The 15,436-nt window shown below is 68.8% G+C and carries 16 protein-coding genes; 6 read left to right on the top strand and 10 right to left on the bottom strand.

The window, feature by feature from the left end; translation table 11 throughout:
- The first annotated feature begins 72 nt into the window (after positions 1-72).
- The 3 genes from M5C98_RS16375 to M5C98_RS16365 all read left to right on the top strand — a co-directional run bounded on the left by M5C98_RS16375 (position 73) and on the right by M5C98_RS16365 (position 5,249).
- The gene (locus tag M5C98_RS16375; RefSeq protein WP_272548506.1) at positions 73-2,325 is read left to right on the top strand and encodes an IPTL-CTERM sorting domain-containing protein; all 2,253 of its coding nucleotides are present in this window, start codon (positions 73-75) and stop codon (positions 2,323-2,325) included.
- A gap of 120 nt (positions 2,326-2,445) precedes the next feature.
- Positions 2,446-4,449, top strand: a complete 2,004-nt coding sequence (locus tag M5C98_RS16370) for a sensor histidine kinase (protein WP_272548505.1) — start codon at positions 2,446-2,448, stop codon at positions 4,447-4,449.
- 71 nt (positions 4,450-4,520) lie between these two features.
- Entirely contained in the window at positions 4,521-5,249 is a 729-nt protein-coding gene (locus M5C98_RS16365) for a response regulator transcription factor (RefSeq protein ID WP_272553307.1), read from the top strand.
- Positions 5,250-5,337: 88 nt separating this feature from the next.
- Here M5C98_RS16365 and modC read toward each other — a convergent pair whose 3' ends face one another.
- Genes modC through modA form a run of 3 tightly spaced genes read right to left on the bottom strand, consistent with a single transcriptional unit; the run spans position 5,338 to position 7,946 of the window.
- The gene (modC, locus tag M5C98_RS16360; protein WP_272548504.1) at positions 5,338-6,456 is read right to left on the bottom strand and encodes a molybdenum ABC transporter ATP-binding protein; all 1,119 of its coding nucleotides are present in this window, start codon (positions 6,454-6,456) and stop codon (positions 5,338-5,340) included.
- The gene (modB, locus tag M5C98_RS16355; protein WP_272548503.1) at positions 6,453-7,139 is read right to left on the bottom strand and encodes a molybdate ABC transporter permease subunit; all 687 of its coding nucleotides are present in this window, start codon (positions 7,137-7,139) and stop codon (positions 6,453-6,455) included. Before modB ends, modC begins: the two co-directional genes overlap by 4 nt.
- 42 nt (positions 7,140-7,181) lie before the next feature.
- The gene (gene modA / locus M5C98_RS16350) at positions 7,182-7,946 is read right to left on the bottom strand and encodes a molybdate ABC transporter substrate-binding protein (protein ID WP_272548502.1); all 765 of its coding nucleotides are present in this window, start codon (positions 7,944-7,946) and stop codon (positions 7,182-7,184) included.
- Between the two features lie 105 nt (positions 7,947-8,051).
- Between modA and M5C98_RS16345 the strand changes: the two genes are divergently transcribed.
- Complete coding sequence (locus M5C98_RS16345) at positions 8,052-8,813, top strand: TOBE domain-containing protein (RefSeq protein ID WP_272548501.1); 762 nt, start codon at positions 8,052-8,054, stop codon at positions 8,811-8,813.
- Between the two features lie 25 nt (positions 8,814-8,838).
- On the opposite strand, the gene M5C98_RS16340 is transcribed toward M5C98_RS16345, so the two are convergent.
- The 4 genes from M5C98_RS16340 to M5C98_RS16325 all read right to left on the bottom strand — a co-directional run bounded on the left by M5C98_RS16340 (position 8,839) and on the right by M5C98_RS16325 (position 11,427).
- Entirely contained in the window at positions 8,839-9,543 is a 705-nt protein-coding gene (locus M5C98_RS16340) for a hypothetical protein (RefSeq protein ID WP_272548500.1), read from the bottom strand.
- Positions 9,544-9,550: 7 nt separating this feature from the next.
- Positions 9,551-10,198 carry a hypothetical protein gene (locus M5C98_RS16335; protein WP_272548499.1) on the bottom strand — a complete coding sequence of 216 codons (648 nt, stop codon included), beginning with the start codon at positions 10,196-10,198 and terminating at the stop codon, positions 9,551-9,553.
- A gap of 53 nt (positions 10,199-10,251) precedes the next feature.
- Positions 10,252-10,914, bottom strand: a complete 663-nt coding sequence (locus M5C98_RS16330) for a hypothetical protein (protein WP_272548498.1) — start codon at positions 10,912-10,914, stop codon at positions 10,252-10,254.
- 144 nt (positions 10,915-11,058) lie between these two features.
- Positions 11,059-11,427 (bottom strand): hypothetical protein, encoded by a 369-nt coding sequence (locus M5C98_RS16325; RefSeq protein ID WP_272548497.1) that lies wholly within the window; start codon positions 11,425-11,427, stop codon positions 11,059-11,061.
- A gap of 143 nt (positions 11,428-11,570) precedes the next feature.
- Here M5C98_RS16325 and M5C98_RS16320 point away from each other — a divergent pair, with 143 nt between their 5' ends.
- Both M5C98_RS16320 and M5C98_RS16315 read left to right on the top strand, forming a co-directional pair.
- Positions 11,571-12,212, top strand: coding sequence for an ABC transporter ATP-binding protein (locus M5C98_RS16320; protein ID WP_272548496.1), 642 nt, complete (start codon positions 11,571-11,573; stop codon positions 12,210-12,212).
- Between the two features lie 136 nt (positions 12,213-12,348).
- Entirely contained in the window at positions 12,349-12,981 is a 633-nt protein-coding gene (locus tag M5C98_RS16315) for a LysE family translocator (protein ID WP_272548494.1), read from the top strand.
- A gap of 86 nt (positions 12,982-13,067) precedes the next feature.
- On the opposite strand, the gene M5C98_RS16310 is transcribed toward M5C98_RS16315, so the two are convergent.
- Genes M5C98_RS16310 through M5C98_RS16300 form a run of 3 tightly spaced genes read right to left on the bottom strand, consistent with a single transcriptional unit; the run spans position 13,068 to position 15,346 of the window.
- Positions 13,068-13,898 carry a LytR/AlgR family response regulator transcription factor gene (locus M5C98_RS16310; RefSeq protein ID WP_272548493.1) on the bottom strand — a complete coding sequence of 277 codons (831 nt, stop codon included), beginning with the start codon at positions 13,896-13,898 and terminating at the stop codon, positions 13,068-13,070.
- Positions 13,895-14,965, bottom strand: a complete 1,071-nt coding sequence (locus M5C98_RS16305) for a sensor histidine kinase (protein WP_272548492.1) — start codon at positions 14,963-14,965, stop codon at positions 13,895-13,897. Before M5C98_RS16305 ends, M5C98_RS16310 begins: the two co-directional genes overlap by 4 nt.
- 54 nt (positions 14,966-15,019) lie before the next feature.
- Positions 15,020-15,346: a 2TM domain-containing protein gene (locus M5C98_RS16300; protein ID WP_272548491.1), complete on the bottom strand. Its 327-nt coding sequence runs from the start codon at positions 15,344-15,346 to the stop codon at positions 15,020-15,022.
- Between the last annotated feature and the right edge of the window lie 90 nt (positions 15,347-15,436).

Raw genomic sequence — 15,436 nt, 5'->3', positions numbered from 1 at the left:
CGCGCACTTGCTCTTTTCCTCTCGCGTCCAAGGCCTTTGAAGCCGGGCGCCACCACCGTTTCCAAGGCCCCCATGCCCTCCGTGTTTCGCTACCTGATCCGCCACTCCAGCCCCGTTTTGTTGGGAGCTGCGCTGGCAGCCGCAGGCGGTGCAGCGCATGCATCGCTGGCCATCGCCGCTGAGCCTTCTGCTGGGATGGTCACGCTGACATTGAACTCCACCAGCGCGGGCACCGGGCATGTGGCGCTGCTGGCCGCCGGGGCCCGTTGCGGCACAGCGGCGCAGACCCAGGCCGCCCAGGACAGCACGGGCGCGGCATCGCTGCGCAGGGGTTCGCTGGCGCTGGAAGCCGGCAAAAGTGCCCGTTACACCCTCCGCAACCTGCAGCAGTCCACCCGCTATACCCTGTGTGCCACCAATGGCACGGACACGGCTGGCGCGGTCGTCAGTACCAAGGCCATGGCGACGTATCGCTCTGCAACCTGGCAGGTGGTGGGCAACCCGGGGTTTTCAGCGGGCCGTTCGGAGAATCCACCGTCCCTGTCCATGGCGGCGGATGGCACACCCTATCTGGCTTTCGTGGACAAGGACAATGGCTCCAAGACCACCGTGATGCGCTTCGATGGCGCGGCATGGAGCAATGCGGGCCTGGCGGGTCTTTCCGTGGGTGTCGCCACGCCTCCTTCCCTGTCCATCGCGCCCGATGGCAGTCCTTATGTGGCTTTCGGTGATGGGGGAGACGGCAGGAAAGCAGCTGCTATGCGTTTCGATGGCACGGCCTGGAGCCAGGTGGGCCATGCCGGATTTTCGGCCGCTGGCATTTTTTATGCATCCCTGGCCTTCGCACCGGATGGCATGCCTTACGTGGCATTTGCAGACAGCGGCAACAGCGACAAGGCCACCGTGATGCGCTTTGATGGCGCGGCCTGGAGCAACGTGGGCAATGCCGGGTTTTCTTCGTCAGGGGCGATTTTTCTCTCGTTGTCCACCGCACCCGATGGCACGCCCTATCTGGCCTTCGGTGATCAAGGCAGCAAGACGACGGTGATGCGTTTTGACGGCACGGCCTGGGTCAACGTGGGCAATGCCCAGTTTTCTCCTGGCATGGCCTACTACCAGTCACTGTCTTTTGCACCCGATGGCACGCCTTATGCGGCGTTCAGGGACCTGACCGACGGGCGGACCCTGGTGATGCGTTTCGATGGCTCGGCCTGGGTCCGGGTGGGCAATCACGCCATGTCATCGGGAAATGCGTATTTCCAGTCTCTGTCCGTCGCCCCCGATGGCACGCCTTACGTGGCTTTCCGAAACGATAGCCAGGGTTCCAGGCCGACGGTCATGCGCTTTGACGGCACCGACTGGGTGAACGTGGGCAATGCGCTTTTTTCTGAAGGGAACGTGGATTTCGAGTCCCTCGCGTTTTCACCCGATGGAACACCTTATGTGGCTTTCCTGGACGGCGTGCGCGGCTACAAGCCGACGGTGATGCGCTTGATCGGGACACCCGACATGCCCACCTCCGTCGCCGCGACTGCCGTGGGCAGCCAGGCCACGGTGACCTTCATCCCATCGGCCAGCGATGGCGGCAGTGCCGTGATCCGCTACACGGCCATCGCAGCCCCGGGTGGCGCTTTCTGCACGGCAATGCCGCTTGCCACCTCATGCGATGTGGCGGGCCTTGCGCCTGGCGTGCCCTACACGTTCACGGTGGTCGCCACCAATGGCGTAGGCGATAGCCTGCCTTCGGCCGCCTCGATGCCGGTCACGCCCCAGATGCTGAACAACTCCGCTGTGCCGTTGGCAGGCGCCGGTGCGGGCACTGCGGGCGTGGTCATCAGCAGCGCGGTGGCTGGCTGCGCGGTGGTGCCGGGCTCCGCGCGGTTCAGCGCCAGCGCACCTTCGGGATTGCCGACCAATGCCAGCTTGCCCCTGGGCACCTTCAGCTTCTCGGCAACGGGCTGCTCGAATGCCACGGTCACCGTGCAATTGACCTACCCCCAAAGCCTGGTGGGGCTCGAGCCGAGGAAGTTCGGGCCGCCCGGGGCCGGCCAGATCCCACGCTGGTTCACGCCTGGCACTGCGGCCCTGAGCAACAGTGGGCGCACCGTGACCTATCAGGTGACCGACAACGGCGAAGGCGACAGCGACCTGGCCGTGGGCAATATTGCCGACCCCTTCGCTCCGGTGCTGCTGGCCGCAGGGGCCGCCCCGGGCAGCGTGGCCGCCATTCCGACCTTGAGCGAGTGGGGGCTGCTGCTGTTGAGCATGGGCCTGGCATGGCTCGCGTGGCGCAGGCCGGAACGGACGCGCCCGGCACGCCGCTAGACTGCCAGGGGCCATCGCTTGCCGACCCGGCCTCTTTCGTTTCGCAGACTGTCCCCAATCGGCTGCCGCCACCTTTTCGGGCCGAGTGCCGGCATACCGCGCTCTGTCACTGGAGATTTCTTGTTCCCCTTGTTTCTGCGCGCGCGCTGGCCGTGCCGGTCCTTCGCGGGCTCATGCGCCGGGCGGGGCCTGCGGGGCCGGTCGCTGCCTCTGTGGCTCCTGCTCGTGCTCGCCCTGGGCTGGCCCCAGGCCGGGTCGGCGCAGCCCGTGCACCTGACGCGGGCAGCGTGGATGCAGGTGGATGCGCAGGGGTTTGCGCCGCCGCCGGCCTCGTTGTCCAGCGGGGACCTGCGCGGTCCATGGCGGGAGGTGGAACTGCCGCACGCCCAGTCGCCCGAGCTCTTTCCCGGCGCGGACGACCCGGCCCGGCCCAGCACGCGGGTGAGCTGGTACCGGCTGGAACTGCCTGGCGCGCCATCGCAGGACGGCGAGCTGGCCCGCAACCTGTACCTGCCACGCTGGAAGATGGACGGCCAGCTCGCGGTGTACGTGGATGGCCGCCTGACTTACCGCGCCGATGCCAACCGTCTGTGGAACGGTTTCAATCAGCCGCTGTGGATTCCGCTGGGCGCTGCCGCGCAGCAAGGCGCGCCGCAAACGGTGGTGCTGCGCATCGTGCATCTGCGAGGCGTGGGCGGCGCACTGTCCACCGCGTGGGTGGGCTCGCAAGCCGACATCGGCTGGCGCTACCAGGTCCGCGACACGCTGCAGACCCAGGTGCCGCTGATGAACAGCGCCGCCTTTCTGGCGGTGGGCGTGTTCGCCTTCTTCGTCTGGGCTCGGCAGGTGCTGCAGGGCCAGGGCGCGGCCCGCATGCACTTGCTGTTCTTCCTGATGTCGGTGGTGGCGTTCCTGCGCAACCTGCACTACCACATGGGCCAGTTCAAGCTGCCGGTGTCCGATGCCTGGTTCGGCTGGCTCACGGTCAGCTCCCTTTTCTGGCTGATTGCCGTGGGGCACTTCTTTCTGGCGCGACTGCACCGGCGCTCCAGGCCCTGGCTGGACGGCATGGTGCTGGGCATGTCGGGCGTGGTCACGGCCATCACCCTGCCCGAAGCGGGCCGCGTGCTGCCCGGCGCCTCGGCGCTGGCGCCGACGGCTTATATGTTCCTGCTGGCCATGGGCGTGGCTGTTTTCTGTTTCGGCTGGATCGATGCCCGCCGCGTCGGCCAGAAGGACGCCACCCGCCTGTCGCTTTGGGGGCTGCTCAGCATGGGCATGGGCACGCACGACTGGCTGCTGCAGAACAATCACGTCAGCGTGGAGAGCGTGTACCTGGGCGCCTACACCAGCTGCGGTATTTTCGTGATCTTCATGGGCGCGCTATTGCGCCAGTACAACGCGGCGCTGGAGGAGGTGCAGCTGGCCAACGCCAGCCTGGCGCTGCGCTTGCAGGCACAGGAGGCGCAGCTCACCGAAAGCCATGCCCGGCTGCGCGAGATCGAACACCGCCAGACGCTGAGCCAGGAGCGCCAGCGGCTGATGCAGGACATGCACGACGGCCTGGGCTCGTCACTGATCAGCGCGCTGAGGGTGGTGGAGGACGGCCAGATCCGTCACGCCGACGTGGCCGACGTGCTCAAAGGCTGCATCGACGACCTCAAGCTGGCCATCGATTCCATGGAGCCCATCGAGGCCGATTTGCTGCTGCTGCTGCTGGCGACGCTGCGCTTTCGGCTGGGCAAGCGGCTGCAGGACAGCGGCATCGAACTGGTCTGGGACATCCACGAAGTGCCGGCCTTGCCCTGGCTGGACCCGCGCAATTCGCTGCACATCCTGCGCATCCTGCAAGAGGCGCTCACGAACATCCTCAAGCATGCGCATGCGACGCAGATCCGCGTGTCCACCAGCGCCAGTGCGGGCGTGGTGAGCGTCGTGGTGGCCGACAACGGCAAGGGCTTCGAGGTGGACCAGGCGCCCGGGCGCGGCAGCCGCGGCCTGGACAACCAGCGCCGGCGCGCCCAGGCCATCGGAGCCCAGGTGCAACTGGAATCGTCTCACAATGGGTCCAGCGTGACGCTTTTGCTGCCGCAGCGCAGAAGAGCGTTGTTCACGCCCTCATGATGAAGGCCGCCGTGCCGCTCGTGCCGCCCGCCGTTTCTTCCCCCATCCCCTCCGAGGCCCTTGCGCTGCCCATGTCCGAACCCGTTTCCCCCGGCGCTCCTTCCCGCATCCGCGTTGCCCTGGTGGAGGACGATGTGCTGTTTCAAAACGCGCTGACGGTGGCCATCGGTGCGTCCGACGATATCGAGCTGGCGCACCTGGCCGCCAACCGGGCCCAGGGGCTGCGCATGCTGGCCACGGGCCGTGCCGACGTGCTTCTGGTGGACCTGGGGCTGCCCGACGGCACGGGCATCGACGTCATCCGCGCAGCCCATGCCCTGTGGCCGGACTGCGCCATCATGGTCTGCACCACGTTCGGCGACGAGGCGCACGTGCTGCAGTCCATCGAGGCGGGCGCCTCGGGCTATCTGCTCAAGGACAGCGCCCCCAACGACCTGCTGCACGAAATCCGCGTGCTGCAGCAGGGCGGCAGTCCCATCAGCCCGTTGATCGCGCGCCAGATCCTCACGCGCTTTCGGGCCCCGCCGGCCACCGCGAGCGCTGCACCGCCAGCGGTGGCCGCCGCCGCGCCGTCGGCTGCGTCACCCGCATCGGAAGACGACGCCGTGCTGTCCACGCGCGAACTGGAGGTGCTTCGGCTCATCACCAAAGGCTTCACCGCCGACGAGATCGCGCAACTGGTGAACGTGTCGGGCCACACGGTGCGCACCTATGTGCGCCGCATCTACGGCAAGCTCAAGGTCAAGTCCAAGTCCGAGGCGATTCTGGAGGCGCGCAGCCAGGGGCTGATCGGCAACTGAGGGGGGGCTGGAAAAGTCGTGCTACTTTATTGATAGCAATATGCCCTAGTGAATATTGCGCTGGAAGCCGTTTTGATCCTGATCCCCCTCAGCCCAGCAGCGCCACGCCCTTGATCTGCGCGAACACGGGCAGGCCCGGCGCCAGCCCCAGGATGCGCGCCGAGCGCTGGGTGACGCGGGCGAGCAGGGGCGTGCCCTGCGCATCGAGCGCCACCATGGAGAGCCCCGGCCCGTCCTCGCGCAGCGCCACCACCCGCGCCGGCAGCACGTTCAGCACGCTGCTGTGCAGCGGCGCTTCCAGCGCCACCGTCACATCGCGCGCCTGCACCCGAAAGCGCACGGGCGTGCCCGGTGGATGCGGATGGGCCGTTGCCACCAGCAGCACGCCGCCTCCGGGAAGGCGCACGCCCATGAGGAGGTCCGCCGCGTCGTAACCGTCGACCCAGCCCTCGGCCACGGTCGCCGCCGTGTCGCCCTGGGCCAGCGGCAGGTCCAGCCGCGCCATGAGCGCCTGCGCGGGGCCGCTCGCCACCACGCGGCCGCCATGGAGCAGCACCAGGTGGTGCGCCAGCCGGGCCACTTCATCCTGCGCATGGCTCACGTACAGCACGGGAATGTCCAGTTCGCGCTGCAGGCGTTCCAGGTAGGGCAGCACTTCGGCCTTGCGCTGGGCGTCCAGCGCGGCCAGGGGCTCGTCCATCAGCAGCACGCGGGGGCTGGCGGCCAGAGCCCGGGCCATCGCCACCCGCTGGCGTTCGCCGCCCGACAGGGTGCCCGGCTGGCGGGCCAGCAGGGGTTGCAGCCCGAGCAGTTCGACGGCCTGCTCCAGCGACACCCGCCTGCGCGCAGGGGGCGTGCGCCGCAGGCCGTATTCGAGGTTGCGGCGCACGTCCAGGTGCGCGAACAGGCTCGATTCCTGGAACACATAGCCCAGCGCCCGCTGATGGGTGGGGTGCCACAGGCGTTGCGCGTCGTCCTGCCATACCTGCCCGTGCACGGCCACGCGGCCTTCGGCGCGCTCCAGGCCCGCCAGGGCCCGCAGGCAGGTCGTCTTGCCGCAACCCGAGGGGCCGTAGAGCGCCGTGACGCCGCGGCCGGGAAGGGACAGGTCCACGTCCAGCGCGAAGCCGCCCGGGCGCTGCAGCCGCAGGCGGGCCTCGATGGTCCCTTCGCCCGTGGAGGGCCCCAGTCCCGTGCTGGCCGTCATGCCGTGCCCCTGCCGGGCCGTGGGGGCTGCAGCCAGTGCAGCACCAGCAGCACCACGAACGAGAACACCACCATGCTTCCCGCCAGCCAGTGGGCCTGCAGGTATTCCATGGCCTCCACGTGGTCGTAGATCTGCACCGACACCACGCGCGTCACGCCGGGAATGTTGCCGCCCAGCATGAGCACCACGCCGAACTCTCCCACCGTGTGCGCAAAGCTCAACACCCCCGCCGTGAGAAAGCCCGACCGCGCCAGCGGCACGGCCACGGTGAAAAAGCGGTCCCACGGGCCGGCGCCCAGCGTGGCGGCGGCCTCCATCGGCCGCTCGCCCACCGCCTCGAACGCCCGCTGCAGCGGCTGCACCGCGAACGGCAGCGAATACACGACCGATCCCACCAGCAGGCCGGCAAAGGTGAAGGGCAGGGTGGCCAGCCCCATCGACTGCATCGCGCGGCCCACCGGGCCGTTGGGCCCCAGGGTGAGCAGCAGGTAGAAACCGATCACCGTGGGCGGCAGCACCAGCGGCAGCGCCACCACCGCCGAGACCGGTCCGCGCCAGCGCGACGGCGTGTGCGCCAGCCACCAGGCCAGCGGCGTGCACAGCACCAAGAGCGTGAGCGTGGTGAGCGCGGCCAGCCGCAGCGTGAGGCCGATGGCGGCCAGGTCCTGCGCGGTGAAAGGCATCGGGCTGTGGGCGTGATCGGTTTTTTTTGCAGGGGCCGTCGGTCAGAGCCCGTAGCCGTAGGCCCGGATCACCTCGCGCGCCGCGTCGCTGCGCAGAAATTTCATCAGGGCGATGGCGGCGGGCTGGTCCTTGCCGGCGGCCAGCAGGACGGCATCCTGGCGGATCGGGTCGTGCAGCGTCTCCGGCACCTGCCATGCCGAGCCCTTGGCGATCTTGCCGCCCTCCATGACCTGCGACAGCGCCACGAAGCCCAGTTGCGCATTGCCCGTGGCCACGAACTGGTAGGTCTGCGCGATGTTCTCGCCCGTCACGAAGCGCGGCTGCAGGCGCTCGCCCAGGCCCAGCTTGTCCAGCGCCTGCACGGCCGCCAGGCCATAGGGCGCGAGCTTGGGGTTGGCGACGGCCAGGTAGGTGAAATCGCCCGTCTTGAGCACCTGGCCCTGGTCATCCACGTAGCCCGCGCGCGGGCTCCACAGCACCAGCCGCCCCACGGCATAGGTGAAGCGCGACCCCTGCACGCCCTGGCCTTCCTGCTCCAGCCGCGCGGGGGTGGCGTCGTCGGCGGACAGCAGCACCTGGAACGGCGCGCCGTTCTTGATCTGCGCATAGAACTTGCCGGTGGCCCCGAACGACAGCACCGCCTTGTGGCCGGTGGCCTGCTCGAACGCCGCGGCGATCTTCTGCATCGGCGCCGTGAAATTGGCCGCCACGGCCACGGGCACCTCTCCCGCGTGGGCGGTGGCCAAGCCTGCCAGGGCCATGCCGGCCGCGGCCAGCAGTCGGAAGATCGGGGTGGCAGATCGCATGGCGCTATTCCTTTGGTGAATAGCGGTCGAGTATAGCGACGGGCCCTTCGGCAGCGCATCGGTGGCCCTGCGTTGGCACCGTCGCCGGCGCGGCATGATGCGCGCATGACAAAGCGGCTTTCCCTCTCCGATGCGCTGGGCCAGGGCATGGCGGACCGGCGCATCGACATCCTGCGCCAGATCGGCGTGGGCGGCTCGATCTCGCAGGCCGCGCGGGCCGTGGGCGTGAGCTACAAGGCGGCCTGGCAGGCGGTGGATGCGCTCACCAACCTGGCGGGCGTGCCCCTGGTGGCGCGCGCCGTGGGCGGCACGGGCGGTGGCGGCGCGCAACTGACCCCGGCGGGGCTCGAACTGCTGAATGCGGCCGATGCGCTGGAGGAGGCGCGCCGCGAGGTGCTCGCGCGGCTGGCTCCCGGCCCGGCCGGTGCGCCGGCACTGGCCCGGCTGGCGCTGCGCACCAGCCTGCGCAACCAGTGGCCCTGTACCGTGCAGTCGCTGGAGCCCCTGGGGCCCTTGGTGCGCGTGCACCTGCAGGGCGAGTCAGCGCCCGACCTCGCGCTGTGCGCGCGCATCACGCGCGAGAGTGCCGAGCTGCTGGCGCTGCGAGCCGGCCTGCCGGTGCTTGCGCTGTGCAAGGCCGCGGCCGTGCGGGTGCACGCCGGATGGCCGCAAGCGCTTGCAAGCAACGCCTGGCCGGCCCGCGCATCGCGCGTGTCGCGCGGGCCGGCGGGCGACGAGGTCTCGGCCACGCTGAACGCCGGGGTGCACATGGTGGGCTTTGCCCCGCCATCGAGCGGCCTTCGGGCGCGGGGCCGCGTATCGATGGCGGTGGACGAGTCGGCCGTGGTGCTGGCCGTCACGGGGTGACCGGGCCTCCAGCCCCAGGTCCGGGTCACGGTGCTGTTTTTTCGAGACTGCGCCGCAGGGCCTCGATGTCCCTTGGCTGCAATGGCATGAACTCACGCACCGTGGGTGCGTCTGGTGGGGGGTGGGCGAGTTCGTTTTCGCAGCGATCCAGGTGGCCCCGGATGGCCGTCCGCGTTGCCGGCGAGAGGGTGTAGCGCTCCCGCTCCACGGCCCGGAAGTACTCGGCCAGGGTGAGGTGGGCGCATTGGGTGAGTAAGGGGATCTGCGCGCTGGCCTTATCCAGGCTGAACGCGCTGCACGGCGGCGGGGAAAGATACAACTGGAACAGCCGCAAATGGGCATCGGGACTGGTGCGGACCACGCGCTGCATGACGGACTCCACCGTGCGCGCCTCGAAGCCGGGAACCTTGTCGCAGTAGGCGTCCATGCTGTCCCTGAGGTCGAGGCCCGTTCGCGCGCCATGCATCGCTTTCAAATGCCATTCATGGGCCTGCTCGAAGGGTCGAATGCCTGACAGGTAATTACCGTAGGCCCACTGCGCCGGGTTGTCGCCGCTTTCGGCGCGGCGCTGCAATTCCATCAGGCAAAAGCCGTGATACGAGTATTCGTCCTGCTGGTCGCAGGTGACGGCGCTGTCGATCCACCACCAGGCAATCCAGGTGCCGAGCAGCAGGGCCAGGACCAGAGCGCTTCGGGTGCCCGCGCCCCATTTTTTCCGCTGGCGAATCATGTCTGCGTCACGGCCCTGTTTTTTCGAGGCTGTGGCGCAAATCCTCGATGTCCTTTTGCTGCAATGGCATGAACTCGCGAACCGTGGGCGCATCGGTGGGCGGGTGTGCGAGTTCTCTTTCGCAGCGATCCAGGTTGCCCTGAATGGCCGCCCGCGTTGCCGGCGAGAGGGTGTAGCGCTCCCGCTCCACGGCCCGGAAGTACTCGGCCAGGGTGAGGTGGGCGCACTGGGTGAGCAAGGGGATCTGCGCGCTGGCCTTATCCAGGCTGAACGCGCTGCAGGGCGGCGGGGAAAGATACAACTGGAACAGCCGCAAATGGGCATCGGGACTGGTGCGGACCACGCGCTGCATGATGGACTCCACCGTGTGCGCCTCGAAGCCGGGAACCTTGTCGCAGTAGGCGTCCATGCTGCGCCGCAGGTCCAGGCCGATGCTCGCGCCGTGCATGGCTTTCAGATGCCACTCGTAGGCTTGGTCGAAAGGCGCAATGCCTGCCAGGTAATTGCCATAAGCCCACTGCGCCGGGTTGTCGCCGCTTTCGGCGCGGCGTTGCAACTCCATCAGGCAAAAGCCGTGGTAAGAGTATTCGTCCTGCTGGTCGCAGGTGACGGCGCTGTCGATCCACCACCACGCGATCCAGGCGCCGACCAGCAAGGAAAGGACCAGAGTGATTCGGGTGCCTGCCCCCCATTTTTTCCACCGGCGAATCATCGGCGCTTCCCGATTTCCTGCATCAACGCGCCTTTCAGCAGATCGCCGGTGTCGCGCGGAGAGGTCGGGGTCGTCGCAATGGGTTGTCCGTCGGGTCCCCAGGTTCGCCACCGGCCTGGACGCAACAGGTCGGGCATGGGGAGCGCTGCCAATATGCCCGGGAGTTTCTCGAAGGCCCCTTGCCCCACCGCAGAACCACCCAGCGGGTAATTCCAGGTGGTTGTGGTGGGCGCCGTGACATGCGTTCGCAAGACCTGGGCCAATTCACTTGCGATGCCATCGGACGTGGCTCCCGCATTGCAGGCGTCGATCAAAACCGGTTCCCCATGCCAAAGGCCGCTGCGCCGGATGGTGTCAGCCACTTCGATGCCATGGATCATTCCCTGGATGCTTTTTGATGTGGCATGGGCAAATACATACACATAACCCGCCACTCCTTTTTCCCGGAGTCCGGACTGGTACAGCACTTTCTCTCCGGGTTGGATCAAGACGATCTTCTTCCTGATCGGATCGATGGTCGCGATTTTGCGGACCCTCTTTTGCGAAGCATCGAGGCCTTCGAAGACCTGTTTGATCATTCCCTTCCCCGGTCCATATTGAATCCGCCCATCGACCACGGGTTCTGCGGGCTCGTTGTGGAGCCATTGTTTCCATGCCATTGAAATTCGAGTCGTGATGTTGAGACATGGCGAATCGTCGTGGGCCTTTTGCTTGCCACGCCGACGAGTTTCCTCCCTTTTTAGTGCCCGTCTTCGCAGGCGGCCGGATGATAGCGGCCTGCCCGATGGAGGTGACGGCGGGTGTCACTCGCCGCCGAAGCGCGGCCGGAATTCCTCGCAGAACGCCGCGTTGCCGCTGATGGACAGCGTCACCGTGTGCCGCGGTGCCGCGGGCGTGCCGGCGGTGGACACGAGGCGCCGGGTGGCCTCGTCGAAAACCAGGGACTGCACGGTGGAGACCTCTCGCACGGCCTGCAGGTCGCAGTCCCAGGCGGCGCCGTCCTCGATGGCTCCGTTCTGGTGGGGGAAGGTGGCGTGGGCCCAGCCCAGCACCTGCGCGATCTCCGCATGCAGGGCCGGCAGGTGCTCTTCGGTCACGCTGGCCATGGCATCCCAGGTGCCGGTGCCTTCGTCGTCCTCGCTGTAGTCGAATTCAAGGTAGCGCAGGGTCATGGGGGTCCCGTGGGTTGGAGGGGTCGCGGGTCGCGACGCGGCAGGGCACATTTTCAGGCAGGTGGGGCCTTGCTTTGCCACAGAATGTGCGGCGCCGTGCATCTGCGCATGTCCCGAAACCCCTCGATTGCCTGGATTCCTCCATGTCCTCTCCGACGACGCCCTGTGCCACCTTGCAATGCAGCGATCTGCGCTTTGCCCATGCGCAAGGTGCCGCGGTGTTCGACGGCTTCACGGCCTGCGCCGCGTCGGGCGCGGCGCTGGTGCGGGGCGAAGAAGGCACGGGCAAGACGACGCTGCTGCGCCTGCTGGCGGGCGAGCTGCAGCCCCAGGGTGGGCAGGTGCTGCTGAACGGTCGGCCGTGCGGGGATCTGGCGGCCAACGATGCCGGCGCGGTGTTCTGGGCCGACCCACGGGCGAGTGCACTCGACGGCATCAGCCCGGCGGCGTGGTTCGCGGCGCTGGCCCGCCGCCATGCGGCGTGGGATGCGTCGGCTCTGCAGGCGCACGTGGCGGGGTTCGGGTTGGAGAGCCATTTGCCCAAGGCCATGGAGCAGCTGTCCACCGGCACGCGGCGCAAGGCGCTGCTGGCGGCCGCTTTCGCTTGCGGGGCGCCGCTGGTGCTGGTGGACGAGCCGGTGGCCGGCCTGGACCGCCCTTCGGTGCAGTACCTGCAGCAGGTGCTGGCGCAGCGGGCGGTGCGGGGCGGGCCGGGCATCGTGCTGGTGGCGCACTACGATGCGCTCGCGGGCGTGCCGTGGAATGCGGTCATCGATCTGCCCTGAGGGGGCCCGGCAACGCCGCGCACGGCCCTTCGTCGCGCGGGGTCGCGGGCGGGGCCTTCCCGGCCTACACTGCGATCCTTCTGCGCAATTTTTCCTGTCTGTTTCCTTCCCTTCCGTTGCCATTCACGAGCCTGGTATGGACGCCCTTCTTTTCGCACCCGTGGCCGTGGCGATCGCGCTCACGCCCGGCCCCAACAATTTTTGCGGCCTGAACAACGGCATCCGGGCCGGCGTGGGCACGGCGATGGTGGCCACCATCGGGCGTGCGGCGGCGTTCGCCATCTTTCTGGCCGTGTCCGCCGTGGGCCTGGGCGCCATGCTGCTGGCCTCGGAGGCCGCCTTCACGGTCGTGAAATGGGTGGGGGCGTGCTACCTGTTCTGGCTGGGCTGGAAGGCGTGGCGCAGCCGGGAGTTCGGCGGGCTGGAGCTGGTGGAGGGCAGCGAGGCTACGCCCTCGGCCGCGCCGGTGCCGATCCGCTCGCTGATCCTGCAGGAGTTCCTGCTGGGCATCACCAACCCGAAGGCGATCATCCTGTTCGCGGCGGTGTTTCCCCAGTTCATCGACCCGGCCCAGCCCGCGGCGCACCAGTTCCTGGTGCTGGGGTCGGTGTATCTGCTGGCCGAGTTCGTCTCCACCGCGGTGTACGCCACGGGTGGGCGGCAGATCCGCCGGGTGATCCGCTCGCAGCGCGGCGTGGTGCGGCTGAACAAGGCCACGGGCGGATTTTTCATGGGCGCCGGCGGGCTGCTGCTGGCGGCCAACCGCTGAAAACAGCTGAAAAGGGCTGACCTTCCGATTCCGGCAGGCCGGCGGCGCCTGCTGCCGGCCCCAATGGTTCCTGCGCTTTTCGCTTGCTACATCGCCTTGAAGCGGTGGGCGTAGAGCCGGCTCACCGCCAGGGTTTCGGGCCGCTCGCGCAGGCGCAGGTGCAGCCGGCCCGATTCGTCGCGCACGGCCGCGGCGATGGCGCTGGCGCGCACCAGGGTGCCGCGGTGCACCTGCCAAAAAATCTGCTCGTCGAGCTGGGCCGCCAGTTCCTTGAGCGGCGTGCGGATCAAATACTCCTGCGTGGCGGTCAGCACGCGCACGTATTTGTCGGCCGCCTCGAAAACCACCACGTCCGCCACCGGCACCAGGTGGATCTGCGCGCCGCTGCTGGCCTGGATGACGCTGAGCGGCGCGGTCTGCGGCGCCGCGCTCGCCGTGGCCGCCCCGGGCAGCGACACCAGCGCCCGCAACTGGGCCAGCGTGGCCTCGAAATCGAGCGCGGTCGGCGCGGCCTGCCGCGCAAGGGCCGCCTGCAGCTTGTGCACGGCCTTGCGCAGCCGCTCGGGCTGCACGGGCTTGAGCAGGTAGTCCACGGCCTGGGACTCGAAGGCCTGCACGGCGTACTGGTCGTACGCGGTCACGAACACCAGCGCGGGGAATGGCGTGGCGGCCGGCCAGGCGTCGGCCAGTTCGGCGGCCGCCTCCAGCCCGCTCTGGCCCGGCATGCGGATGTCGAACAGCAGCACGTCGGGCCGCAGGTCCAGCGCCTGCTGCACGGCCGCCAGCCCGTCGCCCACGGTGGCGGCGATCGCCAGCTCCGGCCAGGCCTGGGCCAGCTCGTGGCGCAGGGCGGCGGCGAGCAGGGGCTCGTCCTCGGCGATCAGGGCGCGGGGTGCACGTGGGGGCGTCAGGTTCATGGCAGCGGAGGGTTCAAGGGAAAAACGGCTCTGGCGCATATTCCACTAGGGCGGTGTGCTATTAATTTTATAGTGCCTTGGAGGCCGTACAGCGTGTGCAGCCGCTCGCGCACCTGCTGCAGCCCGAAGCTCTGGCGCGCCGGGCCGGGTGTCCCTGGCAGCGCCACCGCGCTTTCAGCCAGCCCCATGCCGGTGTCCTGCACCTGCAGTTCCAGCAGGCCGTCAGGCAACGGCCGTGCCGTGATGTGGATGCTGCCGCCTTCCACCTTCGGCTCCAGGCCGTGGCGGATGGCGTTTTCCACCAGCGGCTGCAGCAGCAGGGGCGGCACGGGCACGCGGGCCAGCGCCTCGGGCAGGTCCAGCGTGTAGGCCAGGCGCGGGCCCATGCGCACCGACATCAGCTCCAGGTAGTCGCGCAGCCGGGCGAACTCGTCGGCCAGCGGGTGCAGCGTGGCGCGCGAGGCGCCGAGCGTGGCGCGCAGGTAGTCGATCAGGTGGTCCAGCATGGCCTGGGCACGGGGCGGGTCGGTGGCGATCAGCACGCGCAGGTTGGCCAGGGTGTTGAACATCATGTGCGGCTCCAGCTGCGTCTCCAGCAGCTTGAGGCGCGCCTCGGCGGCGTCGCGTTCGACTTCGGCGATCTTGCCTTCCAGAAAGCGCGACTTGCCCTGGGCATAGAAGAAGAACGACAGCGCCAGGCACGCCAGCACCGTGGTCACCATGGCCGAACTGGGGCCGCCGGCCGACGCCACCGCCAGGTCCGCGTGCATGAGGTGGCGGTAGGCGTCGCCCACGGCCGAGCCGAACTGAAAGCCGATGGAGCCGCCCGCCGCGACCAGCGCCCAGCCGCGCCAGCCCAGCGGCCAGGGGATGGGGCTATGGCGCGAAAGCCACACGCGGCCGAGGTCGATCAGCAGCCAGCTGGGCATGCCGATGGCCAGCGAATACACGAGCTGCACGTCCCACGGCCCGCGGCCATAGGCGAGCTGGATGTCGGCGATGGCGGCGCAGAACGCGGCGATCACCAGCCCGTGGCGGAGGAATTGGCGAAGGCTGAAGTGCTGCATGGCGGGTGGCCCCTGGAGAGGGGGAGGCGCTGGGTCTGCGGATTGTGGGCCCGGTCAGCGTTGCTGCAGGGTTTGGCGCAGGGCGGCGCGTTCGCGCTCCACCAGCCGGGCATGCAGCCGCCCGCCCGGCAGCGCCAGCCAAACGGCCGCACCGTGGATCGCCAGGCCCAGGCCCCAGCCCAGCGCCGGAAACACTGCCCAGTGCCGCCCCTGGTACGCCGCCAGGGCGGCCAGCGCCAGGTTGACGCACAGGTACACGCAGGCGTGCAGGAGCCAGCCCATCTTGGCGCCGGCCCGCCTGCGGGCCAGGCGGTCCAGGTCGTCCGGGCCGTCAATGGGGTCGATGGGGTCGATGGGGTGCGGGGTGTGGACAATGGACATGGCGGCTCCTCGGGGATCGGGGTGGGAAGGGATGGCCGCACTGTGCGCCCGGCCACCCCGCTTTAGCCAGCGCCATGCGACGAACCGCCC

This window comes from Acidovorax sp. NCPPB 3576 (genome assembly GCF_028473605.1).
GTDB lineage: Bacteria > Pseudomonadota > Gammaproteobacteria > Burkholderiales > Burkholderiaceae_C > Paracidovorax.
The sequence above is the reverse complement of the archived record's forward strand: the minus strand, read 5'-3'. Positions and strand labels throughout refer to the sequence as shown.

What these genes read in the sequence shown, in the direction of transcription:
- modC (WP_272548504.1), bottom strand. Translation starts at nt 6,456, where the DNA reads ATGACGGCCAGCACGGGACTGGGGCCCTCCACGGGCGAAGGGACCATC.
- M5C98_RS16365 (WP_272553307.1), top strand. Translation starts at nt 4,521, where the DNA reads ATGTCCGAACCCGTTTCCCCCGGCGCTCCTTCCCGCATCCGCGTTGCC.
- modB (WP_272548503.1), bottom strand. Translation starts at nt 7,139, where the DNA reads ATGCCTTTCACCGCGCAGGACCTGGCCGCCATCGGCCTCACGCTGCGG.
- M5C98_RS16345 (WP_272548501.1), top strand. Translation starts at nt 8,052, where the DNA reads ATGACAAAGCGGCTTTCCCTCTCCGATGCGCTGGGCCAGGGCATGGCG.
- M5C98_RS16325 (WP_272548497.1), bottom strand. Translation starts at nt 11,427, where the DNA reads ATGACCCTGCGCTACCTTGAATTCGACTACAGCGAGGACGACGAAGGC.
- M5C98_RS16375 (WP_272548506.1), top strand. Translation starts at nt 73, where the DNA reads ATGCCCTCCGTGTTTCGCTACCTGATCCGCCACTCCAGCCCCGTTTTG.
- M5C98_RS16320 (WP_272548496.1), top strand. Translation starts at nt 11,571, where the DNA reads ATGTCCTCTCCGACGACGCCCTGTGCCACCTTGCAATGCAGCGATCTG.
- M5C98_RS16315 (WP_272548494.1), top strand. Translation starts at nt 12,349, where the DNA reads ATGGACGCCCTTCTTTTCGCACCCGTGGCCGTGGCGATCGCGCTCACG.
- M5C98_RS16340 (WP_272548500.1), bottom strand. Translation starts at nt 9,543, where the DNA reads ATGATTCGCCAGCGGAAAAAATGGGGCGCGGGCACCCGAAGCGCTCTG.
- M5C98_RS16305 (WP_272548492.1), bottom strand. Translation starts at nt 14,965, where the DNA reads ATGCAGCACTTCAGCCTTCGCCAATTCCTCCGCCACGGGCTGGTGATC.
- M5C98_RS16310 (WP_272548493.1), bottom strand. Translation starts at nt 13,898, where the DNA reads ATGAACCTGACGCCCCCACGTGCACCCCGCGCCCTGATCGCCGAGGAC.
- M5C98_RS16330 (WP_272548498.1), bottom strand. Translation starts at nt 10,914, where the DNA reads ATGGCATGGAAACAATGGCTCCACAACGAGCCCGCAGAACCCGTGGTC.
- modA (WP_272548502.1), bottom strand. Translation starts at nt 7,946, where the DNA reads ATGCGATCTGCCACCCCGATCTTCCGACTGCTGGCCGCGGCCGGCATG.
- M5C98_RS16300 (WP_272548491.1), bottom strand. Translation starts at nt 15,346, where the DNA reads ATGTCCATTGTCCACACCCCGCACCCCATCGACCCCATCGACCCCATT.